Annotated in this window: 17 protein-coding genes; 14 read left to right on the top strand and 3 right to left on the bottom strand. The window is 30.5% G+C overall.

Going from position 1 to position 16,642, the window contains the following annotated elements:
• Positions 1-4 precede the first annotated feature (4 nt).
• The 14 genes from EYW44_RS01260 to EYW44_RS01325 all read left to right on the top strand — a co-directional run bounded on the left by EYW44_RS01260 (position 5) and on the right by EYW44_RS01325 (position 13,056).
• Positions 5-1,477 carry an aminotransferase-like domain-containing protein gene (locus EYW44_RS01260; RefSeq protein ID WP_132721591.1) on the top strand — a complete coding sequence of 491 codons (1,473 nt, stop codon included), beginning with the start codon at positions 5-7 and terminating at the stop codon, positions 1,475-1,477.
• Positions 1,478-2,193: 716 nt separating this feature from the next.
• Positions 2,194-2,847 carry a TetR family transcriptional regulator C-terminal domain-containing protein gene (locus EYW44_RS01265; protein ID WP_132721593.1) on the top strand — a complete coding sequence of 218 codons (654 nt, stop codon included), beginning with the start codon at positions 2,194-2,196 and terminating at the stop codon, positions 2,845-2,847.
• The gene (locus EYW44_RS01270; RefSeq protein ID WP_132721595.1) at positions 2,844-4,154 is read left to right on the top strand and encodes an ABC1 kinase family protein; all 1,311 of its coding nucleotides are present in this window, start codon (positions 2,844-2,846) and stop codon (positions 4,152-4,154) included. The genes EYW44_RS01265 and EYW44_RS01270 overlap by 4 nt, the downstream gene beginning before the upstream one ends.
• Positions 4,154-4,786 (top strand): flavin reductase family protein, encoded by a 633-nt coding sequence (locus tag EYW44_RS01275; protein WP_132721597.1) that lies wholly within the window; start codon positions 4,154-4,156, stop codon positions 4,784-4,786. The genes EYW44_RS01270 and EYW44_RS01275 overlap by 1 nt, the downstream gene beginning before the upstream one ends.
• Positions 4,787-6,208, top strand: coding sequence for an SDR family oxidoreductase (locus EYW44_RS01280; RefSeq protein ID WP_132721599.1), 1,422 nt, complete (start codon positions 4,787-4,789; stop codon positions 6,206-6,208).
• On the top strand, positions 6,205-6,348 hold the full coding sequence (locus tag EYW44_RS01285; RefSeq protein WP_132721601.1) for a DUF2256 domain-containing protein: 144 nt from the start codon (positions 6,205-6,207) through the stop codon (positions 6,346-6,348). The genes EYW44_RS01280 and EYW44_RS01285 overlap by 4 nt, the downstream gene beginning before the upstream one ends.
• Positions 6,324-7,628 carry a DASH family cryptochrome gene (locus tag EYW44_RS01290; RefSeq protein ID WP_132721603.1) on the top strand — a complete coding sequence of 435 codons (1,305 nt, stop codon included), beginning with the start codon at positions 6,324-6,326 and terminating at the stop codon, positions 7,626-7,628. Before EYW44_RS01285 ends, EYW44_RS01290 begins: the two co-directional genes overlap by 25 nt.
• Positions 7,629-9,131, top strand: coding sequence for a cryptochrome/photolyase family protein (locus EYW44_RS01295; protein ID WP_132721605.1), 1,503 nt, complete (start codon positions 7,629-7,631; stop codon positions 9,129-9,131). It begins immediately after the preceding gene.
• A gap of 12 nt (positions 9,132-9,143) precedes the next feature.
• Entirely contained in the window at positions 9,144-10,634 is a 1,491-nt protein-coding gene (locus EYW44_RS01300) for a cryptochrome/deoxyribodipyrimidine photo-lyase family protein (RefSeq protein ID WP_132721607.1), read from the top strand.
• Positions 10,631-11,056, top strand: coding sequence for a hypothetical protein (locus tag EYW44_RS01305; protein ID WP_132721609.1), 426 nt, complete (start codon positions 10,631-10,633; stop codon positions 11,054-11,056). The genes EYW44_RS01300 and EYW44_RS01305 overlap by 4 nt, the downstream gene beginning before the upstream one ends.
• Positions 11,046-11,312 (top strand): TIGR03643 family protein, encoded by a 267-nt coding sequence (locus EYW44_RS01310; RefSeq protein WP_132721611.1) that lies wholly within the window; start codon positions 11,046-11,048, stop codon positions 11,310-11,312. The genes EYW44_RS01305 and EYW44_RS01310 overlap by 11 nt, the downstream gene beginning before the upstream one ends.
• Before the next feature lie 57 nt (positions 11,313-11,369).
• Positions 11,370-12,050 carry an SDR family NAD(P)-dependent oxidoreductase gene (locus EYW44_RS01315; RefSeq protein ID WP_132721613.1) on the top strand — a complete coding sequence of 227 codons (681 nt, stop codon included), beginning with the start codon at positions 11,370-11,372 and terminating at the stop codon, positions 12,048-12,050.
• 40 nt (positions 12,051-12,090) lie between these two features.
• The gene (locus EYW44_RS01320) at positions 12,091-12,582 is read left to right on the top strand and encodes a CIA30 family protein (RefSeq protein WP_132721615.1); all 492 of its coding nucleotides are present in this window, start codon (positions 12,091-12,093) and stop codon (positions 12,580-12,582) included.
• Positions 12,583-12,588: 6 nt separating this feature from the next.
• Positions 12,589-13,056, top strand: coding sequence for a TspO/MBR family protein (locus EYW44_RS01325; protein ID WP_132721617.1), 468 nt, complete (start codon positions 12,589-12,591; stop codon positions 13,054-13,056).
• Positions 13,057-13,195: 139 nt separating this feature from the next.
• Here the strand turns inward: EYW44_RS01325 and EYW44_RS01330 are convergent, their stop codons facing one another.
• The 3 genes from EYW44_RS01330 to EYW44_RS01340 form a co-directional block, all read right to left on the bottom strand.
• Positions 13,196-13,804: an alpha-ketoglutarate-dependent dioxygenase AlkB family protein gene (locus EYW44_RS01330; RefSeq protein ID WP_132721619.1), complete on the bottom strand. Its 609-nt coding sequence runs from the start codon at positions 13,802-13,804 to the stop codon at positions 13,196-13,198.
• Positions 13,805-13,935: 131 nt separating this feature from the next.
• Positions 13,936-16,068 carry a M1 family metallopeptidase gene (locus tag EYW44_RS01335; protein ID WP_132721621.1) on the bottom strand — a complete coding sequence of 711 codons (2,133 nt, stop codon included), beginning with the start codon at positions 16,066-16,068 and terminating at the stop codon, positions 13,936-13,938.
• A gap of 56 nt (positions 16,069-16,124) precedes the next feature.
• Positions 16,125-16,619, bottom strand: coding sequence for a DUF6702 family protein (locus EYW44_RS01340; RefSeq protein ID WP_243643586.1), 495 nt, complete (start codon positions 16,617-16,619; stop codon positions 16,125-16,127).
• Positions 16,620-16,642: the final 23 nt, after the last annotated feature.

Raw genomic sequence — 16,642 nt, forward strand, 5'->3', positions numbered from 1 at the left:
CAGTATGTTTCCGTATAAAACCTATTTTAAGTTAGATAGAAAATCGTCTCAAGCATTATATATTCAATTGTCTAATCAATTTATACAATTAATTAAAGAACAAAAATTACCGTCGCAAAGTAAATTGCCAGGAACAAGAACTTTAGCTGATTTATTAAATGTTCATAGAAAAACTATTGTAGCTTGTTACGACGAATTAGCAATGCAAGGTTGGGTAGAGAGTGTACCCAAAAAAGGTACGTTTGTACATTGTAAATTACCAGATTTTAACCCGAAAGAATTATCAGTATCAGAAACAAAGAATAACGATTCAAAGAAATTTGATTTTTACACCAATGATTTCCTAGGGAGAAAATTCAATGAACTAAAAGATGATTGGACTTACATAAATGATGGAATATGTGATACTCGATTGACTCCAGTAGATGAAATTGCTAGAACTTATCGAAGAGTAGCAGGTAAAAAGAATATTTACAAAGATCTTTCATATGTTTCTACATATGGCAATGAAAAGTTACGTAAAGTATTAGTGGCTTATTTGAATGAAACAAGAGGATTAAAAATTAATCTAGATAACATTTTAATAACTAGAGGTAGCCAAAATGGTATTTATTTAAGTTCCCAATTGTTGTTGAGAGAAAATGATGTAGTGGTAGTGGGAAAAACCAACTATATATCCGCAGATATTACCTTTGAAAAATCGAAAGCAATCATAAAAAGAATTGGAGTTGATGAAGAAGGATTAATAACTAAGGATTTAGAAAAGTTATGTAAGTTGCATAGGGTAAAAGCTGTTTATGTAACTTCTCATCATCATCATCCAACTACAGTTACTTTATCTGCAGAAAGAAGGATTCATTTACTAAATTTAGCTAAAGAGTATGGATTTGCTATTGTAGAAGATGATTACGATTATGATTTTAATTATAATCATGCACCTATTTTACCATTAGCCTGTCACGATGTAAACGGGAATGTAATTTATATAGGATCAGTTTGCAAAACAGTAGCACCAGTTTTTAGAATAGGATATTTAATAGCTCATAAATCTTTTATTGATGAAGCTGCAAAATTGAGAAGAATTGTTGATAGACAAGGAGATGCCTTGTTAGAGTTGACATTTGCAGATTTTATTCAATCTGGCGATTTAGATAATCATATTAGAAGAGTAATGAAAGTCTACAGGGGAAGAAGAGATCTTTTTTGTGAATTGGTGTCATCTGAATTGGGAAACTATGTTGATTTTGAAATTCCGAAAGGAGGTATGGCAGTATGGTTACATTTGAAAACACCTTACAATTGGAGCAAGATAGCTTTAGAAGCTCGAAAGTATAAATTAGAAATTGGAGATTTTAATCGTTACGATAGTATTAAATCGAACCATAACTGTATTCGTGTAGGTTTTGCAAGTTATAAAGAAGAAGAACTTTATGTGTTAATCAGTAAACTAAAAAAAGCAATAACCTCATGTAGTTAAAATACAATTAGAAATCCTTTTTTTTACCATATGTAATTGATTATTTGCTGTTTGTGATAAAAGAACAATGTTTTTTTTATTAACATATGATAATTTTCTATATATTTGGAGTGGGATTAATTATATTATTTAATATAAGGTATTATTACTTAAGGGAATTAACAGTTATTAAAAAAGTATCGAAAGATTATACAAACATAAAAAGATAAAATAGTACTTTTTTTAAGTTAAGATTAGTAAAAACTGTTAAACGAGAGCCATATTTAATATGGCTCTCGTCTTTTTTTAAAGAATCATTTAATACTGCTTAAAAATGTATTTTATCGTTGTTTTTTACTTTCTGTAATGTGTAATTAACTGATAATGTTTTAATAAGGGGGGAAAACACTGATGCTTAAACCATGTTAATTATCTATATTTGAATTGGGATTATAAAATAAGAAAAAATGGTAAAATTATTACTTAAAGAATTAAACAGATTATCAAAGAAAACAACATTATTCTTAGCGGAATTCGGAAGAGCAGCAGGCTATGCTTTGAAGAATTAATCAATGTAATATACACTGGTAATTAAATACGAGCTATCAACGATGATAGCTCGTATTTTTTATAGTATTTAATTTTTGTTTAATTTATTGTTGTAAAAATTAAACAAAAAAATCGTATCTTTGAAACACTACAAATTAGTTACCATAATGTAACTTAAAATTTTATTCATGGCTAAAAAGAAGAGTATAAAAAAAGAAGACATTTTAACAATGTATATGGATTATGTTTTAGAACACAATGAAGATCCAAAATCGGTATATAAGTTTGCAAAAGACAACAACTTTGATGAAGCACTATTTTATAGTAGTTATGCATCTTTTGAAGCAATTAGAACATCGGTTTTTACAGAGTTTTTTGTCAATACATTAGAATTATTACACAAAAGCGAAGAGTTTCACGACTTTGATACCAGAAACAAACTATTAAGTTTTTATTTCACTTTTTTTGAAATACTTACTGCTAATAGAAGCTATGTTACCTATGCATTAGATGCTAATAAGTTACAATCCCTAAAATTATTAAAGGGATTAAGAAAGCATTTTATAAGCTTCATACATAGTTTAGATATAGATAAACTTGATTTTAAGCAAGAGAGAATTGAAAAAATTCAAGATAAAGCTATTGGAGAAAGCGCTTGGGCACAATTATTATTTACGATGAAATTTTGGTTAGAAGATACTTCTGCTTCTTTTGAAAAAACAGATGTTTTTATTGAAAAAGCAGTAAATGCAAGTTTCGAAATATTAAATATTGCGCCAATCAAAAGTGTTATTGATTTAGGAAAATTTTTATTTAAAGAAAAAATGAAGACAGATATATGAAGACGATAGACAGAATCCCCACCTCAAAAATTCAAAGAGCCACTAAACTAGTTCAAACTGGAGCAAAAGTTGGCGTAAACTATTTAAAATACTACGGTAATAAAATAGTTAGTGGAGAAGAAGAAGCAAAAGAACAGTTAAACAAAGACAATGCTGAAGATATTTATGATGGTTTAAAGCAGTTAAAAGGAAGTGCTTTAAAAGTTGCTCAAATGTTAAGTATGGAAAAAGGTATTTTACCTCAAGCCTATGTAGAGCAGTTTTCTTTATCGCAATTTTCTGTACCACCATTATCACCACCATTGGTAAATAAAACATTCAAAAAATATTTTGGAAAAGCTCCAAACGAGTTGTTTGATAAGTTTGATTTAAATGCGGTAAGCGGAGCCAGTATTGGTCAAGTTCACTTAGCTGAAAAAGATGGAAAAAAGTATGCGGTTAAAATCCAATATCCAGGCGTAGCCGAAAGTATTTCAACAGATTTAGCATTGGTAAAACCTATTGCTATTAAAATGTTCAATATTAGAGGTAAAGACAGCGATAAATACTTTAAAGAAGTAGAAAACAAGCTGATTGAAGAAACGAATTACATATTAGAAGTTTCACAAAGTCAAGCTATCGTTAATGCTTGTAAGCACATCGCTAACTTACGCTTTCCAAATTATTATGAAGATTTTTCTTCAGATAGAATTATAACGATGGATTGGATGGAAGGAGTACATCTTTCAGAATTCACAAGTTCAAATACAGACACTGAAAAAGCGAATAAATTAGGACAAGCTTTATGGGATTTTTACATGTATCAAATGCATGTGATAAAGAAAGTACATGCAGATCCACACCCAGGTAACTTTTTGATTTCAAAAGAAGCTGAGTTAATTGTATTGGATTTTGGTTGTATGAAAGAAGTACCAGAAGACTTTTATGTGCCTTATTTTGAGTTAGCTAATAAGGATAATATTTCTAATGAAGCCTTCTTTGTAGAGAAGTTATATCAATTAGAAATATTAAGAGAAGATGATACACAAGAAGAACTAACATTTTTCAAGGCTATGTTCCATGAAATGTTGAGTCTTTTTACAGAACCATTCAATAACGAAACATTCGATTTTTCTAATGAAGAATTCTTCGGTAAAATAACCGAGCTAGGTACCAAGTATGCAAAGAACACTGAGTTGAGAAATATGAATGGTAATAGAGGTTCTAAGCACTTTATATACATCAATAGAACATTCTTTGGATTGTATAACCTAATGCACGATTTAAAAGCAACAAACATTAAGATAAATAACTTTAAAAAATACTAATGGCATTTTTCACACAAGAAGACATCAATAGTTTTGATCATATTCACAGAATTAATTTAATGAATAGCTTATCGGGCTATAAATCTGCCAATTTAATTGGTAGTATTTCTTCTAGTGCCATAGAAAACGTAGCTGTTTTTAGTTCTATTATTCACTTAGGTTCAAATCCACCGTTACTAGGGTTTATTCTAAGACCAACAACAGTACCTAGAAATACTTATGAGAATTTAAAAGAAATAGGATACTATACTTTAAATCATATCACAAAACCAATAATAGAAGATGCGCATCATACATCAGCAAAATATGATAAAAGTATTTCTGAATTTGATGTAACCAACTTAACACCCGAATATTTAAATGGCTTTGTAGCACCTTTTGTAAAAGAATCTCCTGTAAAAATAGCCATGAAATTTGTAGAGGAGTATTATATAAGAGCTAATGATACCATTATGGTTGTTGGAGAAATTCAATTTTTTGATGTAAAAGATGATATGTTAGAAGAAGATGGTTTCTTAAATCTATCTAAAGGAGAAGTAGCTACCATTAATGGTTTAGATGGTTATGCAGTGCCTAAACTGCTTACAAGAGAAGGATATCAACGTCCTAAAGAAATTCAAAAAACAATATAAATGAAGGTATTAATCACAGGTACAACAGGCTACATAGCAAAAAGATTAGTTTTAAAACTATTAGAAAAAGGTCATAAACTAGTCTGTTGTGTCCGTGATTTAAATCGAATTCCTGATGAAATAGAAAACAAGGAAAATATTGAATTTATAAAGGTAGACTTTTTAGAAGAAGAAATACCAGCTTTTCCAACAGATATAGATGCGGCTTATTATCTAATACATTCCATGTCTACAACAGCAACTAATTTTCAAGATCTAGAAAAAAAGTGCGCATTTAATTTTAAAAAGCTGGTAGAAAAAACAAATTGTAAGCAAGTTATTTATTTAAGCGGGATTGTAAATGATAGTTCATTGTCGAAACATTTAAAATCTCGATTACGCGTAGAGGAGGCACTAAAATCTGATAATTACGCACTAACCACTTTTAGAGCAGGTATTATAGTAGGTAGCGGAAGTGCATCTTTTGAAATTATAAGAGATATTGTAGAGAAGTTACCTTTAATGATAACGCCTAAATGGTTAAATACAAAAACACAACCCATTGCCATTAGAGATGTACTGAGCTTTTTAGTGAAAGGCTTAGCTAATGAAAAATTGTACAATAACTCATTTGATATTTGCGGACCAGAGGTATTAACCTACAAACAAATGTTATTACAGTTTGCAGAGGTAAGGCAGTTTAAACGTTACATTTTTACGTTACCGGTTTTAACTCCTAAACTATCATCTTATTGGCTATACTTTGTTACTTCAACTTCTTTTAATCTAGCGCAAGCTTTAGTAGATAGTATGAAGGTAGAGGTAATAGCGAAAGAAAGCAATATAAATAGCTTGTTAAATATTGTTCCAATTACGTACAAAGAATCTGTTGCCTTAGCTTTTCAAAAAATTCAACAAAATGATGTAGTTTCTAGTTGGAAAGATGCTATGAGTAGTGGTGTTTTTAATGCACAGTTAAATACCCACATTCAAATTCCAAAGTTTGGTTGTTTTTCAGATGTAAGATCAAGAAAAATAGAAGATGAAGACTTTACCATTAACAGAATTTGGTGTATCGGAGGTGAGAATGGTTGGTATAGTTTCAATTGGTTGTGGCGAATAAGAGGATATGTTGACAAACTTTTTGGAGGCGTAGGCTTAAGAAGAGGAAGAACTCATAATACGTATTTAGAACCTGGTGATCCACTTGATTTTTGGAGAGTTTTATTAGCAGATAAAAAAGAAAAACGTTTGTTGTTATTTGCTGAAATGAAATTACCAGGAGAAGCTTGGTTAGAATTTAAAATTGTAAAAAACAAACTATATCAGCGTGCGGTTTTTAGACCAAAAGGAATTTGGGGACGATTGTATTGGTATTCGGTTTTGCCCTTTCATGCATTTGTATTTAAAGGTATGATAGATGCATTGATAGTTCAAAAATGAGGAATGTAAAAAAACAGCATTTGCCAACAAAAATATGTGAGTGTTGTAAGCGACCTTTCACATGGAGAAAAAAATGGGAAAGAGACTGGGAGAACGTTAAATATTGTAGTAAAAAATGCAGCAGACAAAAACAGCTATAGTTTGGTTTACAAACAATTTAAGAGTGTACGACAATAAAGTATTGCATGATGCTTGTATTCATTACGATCGTGTAATTGCTGCGTATTTCTTTAATCCTAATGAGTTTGAAACAACACAATTCGGATTTAAAAAAACAGAAAAGTTTAGAGCTCAATTTTTAATTGAGTCTGTAAATAATTTAGCAGAAAATCTTAAGAAACATAATATTTCTTTTTTTCTTTCTTATGAGCATCCGCATGTTCTATTGCCTGAAATTTGTCTGACACACAAAGCGGATGCTCTTTATGTTCAAAAAGAGTTTACTGATGAAGAGTTAAAAACGATCAATAAAGTAAAAAATAAACTACCAGAGAGTACTGAAGTAGTTGAAATGTACGATCAGTTTTTATATCATCCAGCAGACATTCCTTTTAATGAACGTACCATACCAGAAGTATTTACCAACTTCAGGAAGAAAGTAGAGAAGTATGGGAATATTCAAGAGGAAACTTTATCGGTAATGAAATCGAGAAAGGATTATATTGAATTTGAGTACGAGGCTCCAACACTTTCAAAATTAGGATTCAATAGTTTTTCAAAGCCCATTAATACAGCTTTTCCTTTTAAAGGGGGGGAGAATGCCGCAAAAGAACGTTTGAATGAGTATTTTTTCGAATCCAAAAAGCTAGCAGTGTATAAAAAAACACGCAACGGATTAATAGGTACGAACTACAGTTCTAAATTTTCTTCGTGGCTAGCAAATGGAAGTATATCAGCAAGAACAATTTATTGGGAGGTAAAAAAGTTTGAAGCTGAATTTGGAAGTAATCAATCTACTTACTGGCTGATTTTTGAATTGATATGGCGAGATTACTTTAAGTTTTTATCGTTAAAGCATCAGAATAAACTTTTCAAAGTAACGGGTATAAAAAATATTGAGTACGATTGGAAAGTTGATCAGAAGTTAATAGATAAATGGATTCAAGGAGAGACAAACGAACCATTTGTGAATGCAAATATGATTGAATTGCAAAAAACAGGTTGGATGAGCAATAGAGGCAGACAAAACGTAGCTTCTTATTTCGCAAAAAACTTGTTGCTAGATTGGCGAATTGGAGCAGCTTATTTTGAAAGTATGTTAATTGACTATGATGTGCATAGCAATTATGGAAATTGGCAATACGTAGCAGGAGTTGGTAACGACCCAAGAGATAGAAAGTTTAACGTAAAACTACAAGCAGAAAGATACGATAGTAAAGGAGCGTATCAGAGTATGTGGTTACAACCAACATTATTTTAAATGAAGAATATAACAATACTTTTTCCACATCAATTATTTAAAAATATTGATTTTCTACCTTCAAATACTATTATTTATATGGTAGAAGAAGCATTGTTTTTTAATCAATATAATTTTCATAAACAAAAACTTTATTTTCATAGAGCAACAATGAAATTTTATGAAAGTTATTTAAAAGAAAACGGATTTGAGGTAGTGTATATTGAAGCAGCGAATTCACTTTCAGATATTAGATTATTGATTGCTGATTTAATGAAGTCAGAGGTGAAGGAGTTACATATTGTTGATCCTACTGATAATTGGCTAGAAAAGAGAATAAAAAGCGTAATTAATGATTCTGTAGAATTACACTGGTACGACAATCCATTGTTTATAAATTCTAGAGAAGATTTAAGTCCTTTTTTTAAGTCAACAAAAAAGAAGTTTTTTCAAACAACATTTTACAAAGAACAACGAGTAAAAAGAAATGTTTTAATAGAAAATGGAGGTCCTGTAGGAGGAAAGTGGACTTATGATGTAGATAACCGAAAAAAGTATCCTAAAAACAAAATTCCACCAGCTATTTCCTTTCCAGATAAGAATGTATTTACAGAAGAAGCCAGAATATATATATCAAATCATTTTTCTAAAAATATAGGAAACCTTTCAAACATTTCTATTTATCCAATTACTTATGAAGAGTCAGAAGTCTGGCTACAACAATTTTTTGAAGTACGTTTTCATGAGTTTGGTGATTATGAAGATGCAATGGTAAAAGAAGCTCATTTTTTAAATCATAGTGTATTATCGCCATTAATAAATGTAGGATTATTAGCTCCTTTAGATGTTATACATAAAGCTGTAGAGTATTCAAATTCGAATGGAGTTCCTTTAAATTCATTAGAAGGTTTTGTTCGACAAATTCTAGGATGGAGAGAATTCATTAGAGGTGTTTACGAAGTAAAAGGAACAGAAGAGCGTACCAAAAACTTCTGGAAGCATAAAAGAAAAATTCCAGCTCCTTTCTATACAGGTACCACAGGAATTTTACCAGTAGATAATATTATAAAAAAGATATTAAAAACAGGATATGCTCATCATATTGAACGATTAATGGTTTTAGGGAATTTTATGTTGTTATGTGAGTTTGATCCTGATGAGGTATACCAATGGTTTATGGAGCTTTTTATTGATGCATATGATTGGGTAATGGTACCTAATGTGTATGGTATGAGTTTATTTGCTGATGGAGGCTTAATGTCTACCAAACCTTATATAAGTAGCAGTAATTACATCAAAAAAATGAGTAATTACGAAAATGGTGATTGGCAGAAAATTTGGGACGGGTTGTTTTGGAGATTTATGGATGTAAATAGAGCGTTTTTATCTAAAAATGCCCGACTACGAATGCTGATTACCAACTTAGATAAAATGGATGCGGAGAAAAGAACACTACATTTTAAAAACGCAACCGACTTTTTACAAAGTTTAGAACAAACCAAAGAATTGCAACAAACAGTATAAAGATTTAAAAAGATGAGTGATAGAGAGAACATAACAGTAGTATGGCTAAAACGCGATCTACGATTGGAAGACAACGAGGCTTTATACAATGCCTTACAAAGCGGTAAAAGAGTATTGTTATTGTATGTTTTTGAAAATTTATTACTTAATGATCCTCATTACAGTGAGCGTCATTGGAATTTTATAAAACAATCATTACAAGATCTTAACGAGCAGTTACAAAAGTACAACACTAAAGTTTTATGTGTACAGGCAGATATTTTTGCGGTATTTAATCAATTGTTTAATGCTTACAATATCACTAATGTCTATTCGCATCAAGAAACAGGTTTATTAGTTACTTTTAATAGAGATAAAGAATTCAATAGATATTGTAGAAACAATTCGATTGAATGGTCAGAAAATATTAACAACGGAGTTTTAAGAGGTTTGTTAAATAGAGAAGATTGGTTTGAAAAATGGGAACATTACATGTACCAATCTCCTTTAACATTTGAAGCATCTTCACAAGATTTCTTGTCAATTCAAGAAATAGATAAATTATCTAAGTATTTTATGTTAATGGATTTAGCTACTGAGAAGGATACGAATTTTCAGTATGGTGGTAGATCGATGGCTTGGAAATATGCAGATACTTTTTTTGAAACAAGACATGAGAAATACATGTTCCATATATCTAAGCCAGAAGCTTCAAGATCAAGTTGTAGTCGTTTATCTCCATACATAGCATGGGGGAATGTATCAATTAGAGAAATTTTTCAGAAAGCAAAAGAAGTAAAAGCAGAAAGTGAGAATAAAAGACATTTAGGAGCTTTTATATCTCGTTTACGTTGGCAAGCACACTTTATTCAAAAGTTTGAAATGGAGTGTACTATGGAGAATGCAAGCATTAATAAAGGATATCACAAACTTAAAAAATCAATTTCTGAAACTTATAAAATAGCATGGGAAACAGGTCAAACAGGTTTTCCGTTAGTAGATGCTTCTATGCGTTGTTTAAATGAAACTGGTTATGTTAATTTTAGAATGAGAGCAATGTTGGTTTCTTTTTTTACACACATTTTATGGCAACCTTGGCAAGAAGCAACTCATCATTTGTCTAGATGTTTCTTAGATTTTGAACCAGGAATTCATTTTCCGCAGTTACAAATGCAAGCAGGAGAAACAGGAATTAACAATTTACGCATTTACAATCCGATAAAAAACGGACAAGAACATGATCCGGATGCTTTATTTATAAAAAAATGGGTGCCAGAATTAGCAAATTTACCAGTGCCTTTTATTCATGAACCTTATTTAATGACACAATTAGACCAGCAGTTTAATAATTTCCATTTAGGGAAAGATTATCCATGTCCGATTGTAGATGTTAAAGAGAATAGAAAGAAAGCAAGTGATATTTTATGGAATATGAAAAAAAATCCGATGGTACGTAGAGAGAGTATGCGAATTTTAAGAAAACATACTATCACAGATAGAAAAAGAATGTTAAGAGACGAATGATTTACAATACAACATATAACAACGAAGATTTCATCAAAGAAACAAACATAGCCTTAGGAAAAGACTTTTCACTATTTCAAAAAATTAAAATGAAAGGTGTAGGATCGGGTAGGCTAATGATTGCAAAAATGAGTAGTAAACTTCAGCCTAAACAAAAACAGTTTAGTGAATTGAATTATGGAAATATTGAGCTAAGACCTAAAGGGATTTTAGTGCATTTTACTAACAGATTAGAACGTTTTTCTTGGGCAATACCTTATTATAAACTGGTGATTTATAATGCTCAGTTTTTTAGCATCCATGCCGATGGAAATTCAATTCAGTTTTTAAAAAATAAAAATTACGTAGAGAACAAAAAGTTCATTAATAAAATGACTGATTTAAAGAACACTTTTTTAAACTTAGATTACTATGACGGATAGACAAATAGATAGAATTATAGAAATGGCATGGGAAGACAGAACCACTTTTGATGCAATTAAATATCAATTTGGATTAAAGGAACAAGAAGTGATTGACCTTATGCGCAAAGAAATGAAACCTTCAAGCTTTAGAATGTGGCGCAAACGAGTACAAGGTAGAAGTACAAAGCATCAAGCAAAAAGAGAATTTGCAAAAGGAAGGTTTAAGTGTAGTAGACAAAGAAATATTTCAAATAATAAAGTATCTAAACGCTAATTCAGTTTAGAAATCATAAAATAAGCTTCTGTTTTCAGAAGAACAAACAACATACATATGAAAAATATACTAGTAATAGGAGGTAGTAAAGGTATTGGAGGTGCAATTGTAAATGCATTAAAAGAGACCCATGGAATTATTAATTTAAGTAGAACAGTACCAGAAGCTCATACAAACATAACTCATTATTCAATTGATGTTTTAGAAGATGAGTTACCAGAAATAGAAGATGACATTCATGGATTGGTATTTTGTCCTGGTAGTATTAATTTAAAGCCTATAAATAGATTGTCTTTAGATGATTTTAGAAATGATTTTGAAATTAATGTAATAGCAGCTGTAAAAGTTATTCAGAAATATATAAAATCATTAAAAAATAATAATGGTAGTGTGATTTTATTCAGTACAGTAGCTACTAAATTAGGTATGCCATTTCATGCAAGTGTTGCAGCTAGTAAATCTGCAGTAGAGGGAATTACAAAATCTTTAGCAGGAGAGTTTGCTACAAAAGTAAGATTCAATTGTATTGCTCCAACAGTTACAGATACATCGTTGGCAGAAAAACTATTAAGAAATGATAAGCAGCGTGAAAATATGGAAATGCGTCATCCACTTAAAAAGTTTTTAAAAGCAGAAGAGGTCGCTAGTTTAGCAGCTTATTTATTATCAGATGCCGCTGCAGCTATATCTGGACAAGTATTTCCAATTGATGCAGGTATTGTAAGTTTAAAATTATAATATGCGCTTGCTGATTTTATTTTTTTCAATATGCTTATTTATGAAGGAACAAACTGTTTTTGATTTTCATAAAGATTGTGAAATGAATCGTTGGAGAATTGTAAATGATGATGTTATGGGAGGCATTTCATCATCTTCAATTTCTTTAAATGACGAGTTTGATGCTGTTTTTTCGGGAGCTGTTTCTACAGAAAATAATGGAGGTTTTGCTATGACACAAGCTTCTGTTTCTGTTGAGGTACCTTCGGATGCTACTCGCGTAAAGTTAAGAGTAAAAGGAGACGGAAAACAATATCAATTCAGAATAAAATCAACATTAAGTCAGCGTTATTGGTATGTACAATCTTTTGAAACTTCTAATAATTGGGAAGAAATTGTATTAGATTTAAAGGATTTTTATCCTTCTTTTAGAGGGTACCGTTTGGATAAGGATAACTTTTCTTCTAATAAAATAGAAAAAGTTGCTATTTTAATCGGAAATAAGAAAAACGAAGATTTCAAATTAACGATAGATCATATAAAAATTAATTAACCATTTATGAATAAATACATACGTTTCATCATTTTTTTAGTATTCAATTTTTTAGCACTTTATGTTGGTGTTTTAGTAATGAATGACGGACCTAGAACAGGTTGGTATGAATCTTTAAACAAAGCACCTTGGACACCTGCAAATTGGGTTTTTGGTGTGGCTTGGACTACCATTATGTTGTTATTTTCATTTTACATGACCAAATTAAGTTATGAGTACAAAGAATTTAGTAAAACGTTAATGAGTTTATACATAGCGCAATGGTTATTGAATGTAGGATGGAACTTAGTCTTTTTCAACAAGCATCTTACCGTAGTCGGTTTAATAGTAATAGCAGCTTTATGGTTACTGATAGGTTATTTCGCTTTTAATCATCTTAAAAAGTTGAAGTTTTATACTGCTTTAATAGCGCCTTATTTAGTTTGGATGACGATTGCTACAAGCTTAAATGCGTATATTGTTTTTTATAATTAATAAAGAAGATAGAAGCTAGAAAAAAGAGGTTAGACTTTGTGATTTTAGTTACACCGCATCAAATTTTCAGATTAATGGCTATATAATAAGAGTAGTTCAACTACTGCCAACTAAAAAACTGCTTACTGCAAGCCGATTGCTAAATAGTGGTTATTGTCCTAAAAGTAAGATTAATTCTTGGTCTGTGGATTTTTTTAGTAGGAGGTAAGCGGTGCAACCAATTGGTTTGTGTTTCGTCTTTCATAACAAGAAGAGAACCATGTTGTAACACTAAAGAAACAACTTCCTTAGTGTCCTTATTTTTAAAAGCAAACTTTCTTTCCGCTCCAAAAGTTATAGAAGCAATAGCCCCATTCTTTTTTAAGTCCTTTTCGCCATCGCTATGCCAAGCCATACCTTCAGAGCCATCATGATATAGATTCAATAAACAAGAATTATATGTTTCGTTTGTTTCTTTTTCAATGAATTTTTTAATGTTTAAAAGTTCATCAGTAAAGGTTAAGGCTGTTTTAGTAGTTTTTGAGTATGTGTATTGGAAAGGTTTATCTCCATACCAAGCAACCTTTCTTTTGGTGGTTATGAGCTTACCAAAAATAATAGCTTGATCATTTTTCCACTCAATGTTATGTAAAAGATGATCGTAATAAAAATCAGCCTCTTTTTTATTAAACACGCATCCGTAATAATTTACAGTACCACCACTAGGTAGTAAATTAGTGATTTCATTATTTTGATTAAATAAATCCATGTTTAAATAGGTTTTAACGTAGCTATTAGTAATTACACAAATTTACTAAATGTAAATAACCGTATAAAGTAAAAAAGACAGCAATTATCTATTGCTGTCTTTTTTGTAATTATAAAATGTATTACTAAATATTATCCTTTAATTTTACTTTTAAAAGCATCAAATTTAGTGTCATTCTTCTTAGGCCAGTTGTTGTTACTAGTATCAACATCCGCAGTTTCTAAATCTGGATCAAGAGCAATGTTTGTTACTTCTTTAGTAGAAGAGAAAACTTTAGTTACTTGGTTATCATTTAACCTCCAAATTTGAGCAGGATATGTTTTTCTTTCTTTAGTACCATCTTTGTATGTAAATTCAACAATAATAGGCATTACTAAACCACCAGGTTTGTTGTAAGTAACTTCATAGTAAAATTTAGAATCTGATTTCTTTCCTTTACCAAAAGCTAAACCAGCAGTTGTGTCTTCAATAAAATCTACATCATTTTTATTCTCTTTTGTATAGAATTTCTTTACATTTTGAATTCCTATATCAGTTACATCAGTAGTATAAAACCAACCTCTCCAAAACCAATCTAAGTCCATTGCAGAAGCATCTTCCATAGTTCTAAAGAAATCAGCAGGAGTAGGGTGTTTAAATTTCCAACGCTTTGAATATGTTTTGAAAGCATAGTCAAATAACTCACGTCCCATAATAGTTTCTCTTAAAATCCATAAACCAGTAGCAGGTTTACCGTATGCGTTATTACCAAACTCATATACATTATCACCTTTAGACATAATTGGCGCTATTCTTTCTTGATTTCCATCCATATACCCAACAATGTTTTTAGGTAAACCTCTTACAATAGGGAAATTCGGGTCGTAATCTTTTTCGGCAAGCATTTCAACAAAAGAGTTTAAACCTTCGTCCATCCAAGTCCATTTACGCTCATCAGAGTTAACAATCATAGGGAAGAAGTTATGTCCTACTTCATGAATTGTTACTTTAATCATTCTATATTTTACTCTATCAGAATACGTTCCGTCAGGATTAGGTCTTCCTGGGTTGAAACATATTTGAGGATATTCCATTCCCATTTGTCCATCTACAGAAATAGCTTTGTGGTAAGGGTAATCAAAAGTATAACGAGAATATGTTTTTAATGTTTGTGCAACAGCCTTTGTAGAATGATCACCATATAAAGGATTCGCTTCTTTTGAATAATATGAATATGCCATTACCGTTTTACCGTTAATATCAACAGCCATACCATCCCAAATAAACTTTCTAGAAGTAGCAAAAGCATAATCTCTTACGTTTTTAGCAAAAAACTTCCAAGTTTTTGTTTTTTTAGATTTTGTTTTCTCTGTTTTTTCAGCTTCAGCTTGACTAACTATAATAACAGGTTTATCAAAAGTCTTTTTAGCAACAGCTAACTGCTTTTGTTGTTTTTTAGTTAATACTTCTTTCTCATTCATTAAAACACCAGTAGCTCCTAAAATATGATCGTCAGGAGTTGTAATGTTTACTTCAAAATCACCAAACTCTAAAGCAAATTCACTTCTTCCCCAAAACTGATCATTTTGCCATCCTTCTACATTATCATACACACACATTCTTGGATAAAACTGAGCAATTACATAATTGTTATTGTTATCTTCTGGGAAATGTTCGTATCCAGATCTTCCTCTAACAACTCTATGATTGTTAATATTATACCACCACTCAATGTTAAAAGAAAAAGTAGCACCTGCAGCTAATGGCGTAGGTAAGTTAATACGCATCATTGTTTGGTTAATAATGTATGATAATTTGCTACCATCTGTATTAGTTACACTCATTATTTTAAAACCACCATCAAAAGGAGCATCTTTAAAGTTACGATCAAAACTCTTTTTATCAACAGCTCTAGGAACTCTATCAGTTCTAATGTCTGGAGTTTTAGAGTCTGCAGCACGCATGTTTTGATCTAACTGTACCCATAAATAAGGTAATGCATCTTCAGAATTATTATGGTATGTAATAGTTTCTTTTCCTGATATTTGTTGTTTCTCATCGTTTAAAACGATGTCCATTTTATAATCAACCTTTTGTTGAGTATATTTTACACCTGGAGCACCAGAAGCTGTGTGTTTGTCATTTGGAGTAGCCAATAAGTCATCAAGTTGTTTAAACTTGTTTTCATTTGTATGACCTTTTTGTGTTTTTCTTGCATTGTTTTGTGCTGAAATGGTTGTAATCACAAACAAAGCTGAAAAAATCAGTACAATTGTTTTTTTCATTTTTAGTTATGTTATTTGAAATAGTGCTTAAAATTACTAATAAGTTTGCGGTTTCGTTAAAAAGTTAACAAACCTTTATCATTTGAATTGGTTAAAAATAAACTTTTTCTTTCTCCGTTTACTTTTACTTTAATTAGATTTTGTTGATCTGGAAAATGTTCAATTAATACATCGTTCTGTATTTCAATGTTTTTTAAGTTTTGAATGTTCTCAATTTCTAGATAAAAGTAAACCAAATCACCTTCATATTCTTTACCAATAAAGTTATAATTACATTTATTGTTATCTATAGTAACATCAAAATGCTTTTGTAAATATTTGAAGAAAAACTCATCAACTTTACTATTCTCTTTTTTAGTATTTAATTGTAAATCTGTATTGTAGTCTTTATTAATTGCTGTTTCTATATCATCTATAAACACATTCATAATCATTTGCACAGATTGTTTTTCAGAATTTAATTCTATTTCGGTAAGTGCTATGTAAAATTTATGAGCATTAAAAGCATATAATGAAAATATGAGTATAAATGGTAAGAGTATTTTTTTCATGATTTTATTTGGTGCAAAAAAGA

It is taken from the genome of Tenacibaculum sp. M341, from assembly GCF_004337695.1.
Lineage (GTDB): Bacteria > Bacteroidota > Bacteroidia > Flavobacteriales > Flavobacteriaceae > Polaribacter.

Excerpts from the sequence above, each read along its gene's own strand:
- EYW44_RS01290 (WP_132721603.1), top strand. The coding sequence starts at position 6,324 with ATGCAGCAGACAAAAACAGCTATAGTTTGGTTTACAAACAATTTAAGA.
- EYW44_RS01335 (WP_132721621.1), bottom strand. The coding sequence starts at position 16,068 with ATGAAAAAAACAATTGTACTGATTTTTTCAGCTTTGTTTGTGATTACA.
- EYW44_RS01260 (WP_132721591.1), top strand. The coding sequence starts at position 5 with ATGTTTCCGTATAAAACCTATTTTAAGTTAGATAGAAAATCGTCTCAA.
- EYW44_RS01340 (WP_243643586.1), bottom strand. The coding sequence starts at position 16,619 with ATGAAAAAAATACTCTTACCATTTATACTCATATTTTCATTATATGCT.
- EYW44_RS01265 (WP_132721593.1), top strand. The coding sequence starts at position 2,194 with ATGGCTAAAAAGAAGAGTATAAAAAAAGAAGACATTTTAACAATGTAT.
- EYW44_RS01305 (WP_132721609.1), top strand. The coding sequence starts at position 10,631 with ATGATTTACAATACAACATATAACAACGAAGATTTCATCAAAGAAACA.
- EYW44_RS01325 (WP_132721617.1), top strand. The coding sequence starts at position 12,589 with ATGAATAAATACATACGTTTCATCATTTTTTTAGTATTCAATTTTTTA.
- EYW44_RS01300 (WP_132721607.1), top strand. The coding sequence starts at position 9,144 with ATGAGTGATAGAGAGAACATAACAGTAGTATGGCTAAAACGCGATCTA.
- EYW44_RS01330 (WP_132721619.1), bottom strand. The coding sequence starts at position 13,804 with ATGGATTTATTTAATCAAAATAATGAAATCACTAATTTACTACCTAGT.
- EYW44_RS01275 (WP_132721597.1), top strand. The coding sequence starts at position 4,154 with ATGGCATTTTTCACACAAGAAGACATCAATAGTTTTGATCATATTCAC.
- EYW44_RS01315 (WP_132721613.1), top strand. The coding sequence starts at position 11,370 with ATGAAAAATATACTAGTAATAGGAGGTAGTAAAGGTATTGGAGGTGCA.
- EYW44_RS01310 (WP_132721611.1), top strand. The coding sequence starts at position 11,046 with ATGACGGATAGACAAATAGATAGAATTATAGAAATGGCATGGGAAGAC.
- EYW44_RS01320 (WP_132721615.1), top strand. The coding sequence starts at position 12,091 with ATGAAGGAACAAACTGTTTTTGATTTTCATAAAGATTGTGAAATGAAT.
- EYW44_RS01285 (WP_132721601.1), top strand. The coding sequence starts at position 6,205 with ATGAGGAATGTAAAAAAACAGCATTTGCCAACAAAAATATGTGAGTGT.
- EYW44_RS01280 (WP_132721599.1), top strand. The coding sequence starts at position 4,787 with ATGAAGGTATTAATCACAGGTACAACAGGCTACATAGCAAAAAGATTA.
- EYW44_RS01295 (WP_132721605.1), top strand. The coding sequence starts at position 7,629 with ATGAAGAATATAACAATACTTTTTCCACATCAATTATTTAAAAATATT.
- EYW44_RS01270 (WP_132721595.1), top strand. The coding sequence starts at position 2,844 with ATGAAGACGATAGACAGAATCCCCACCTCAAAAATTCAAAGAGCCACT.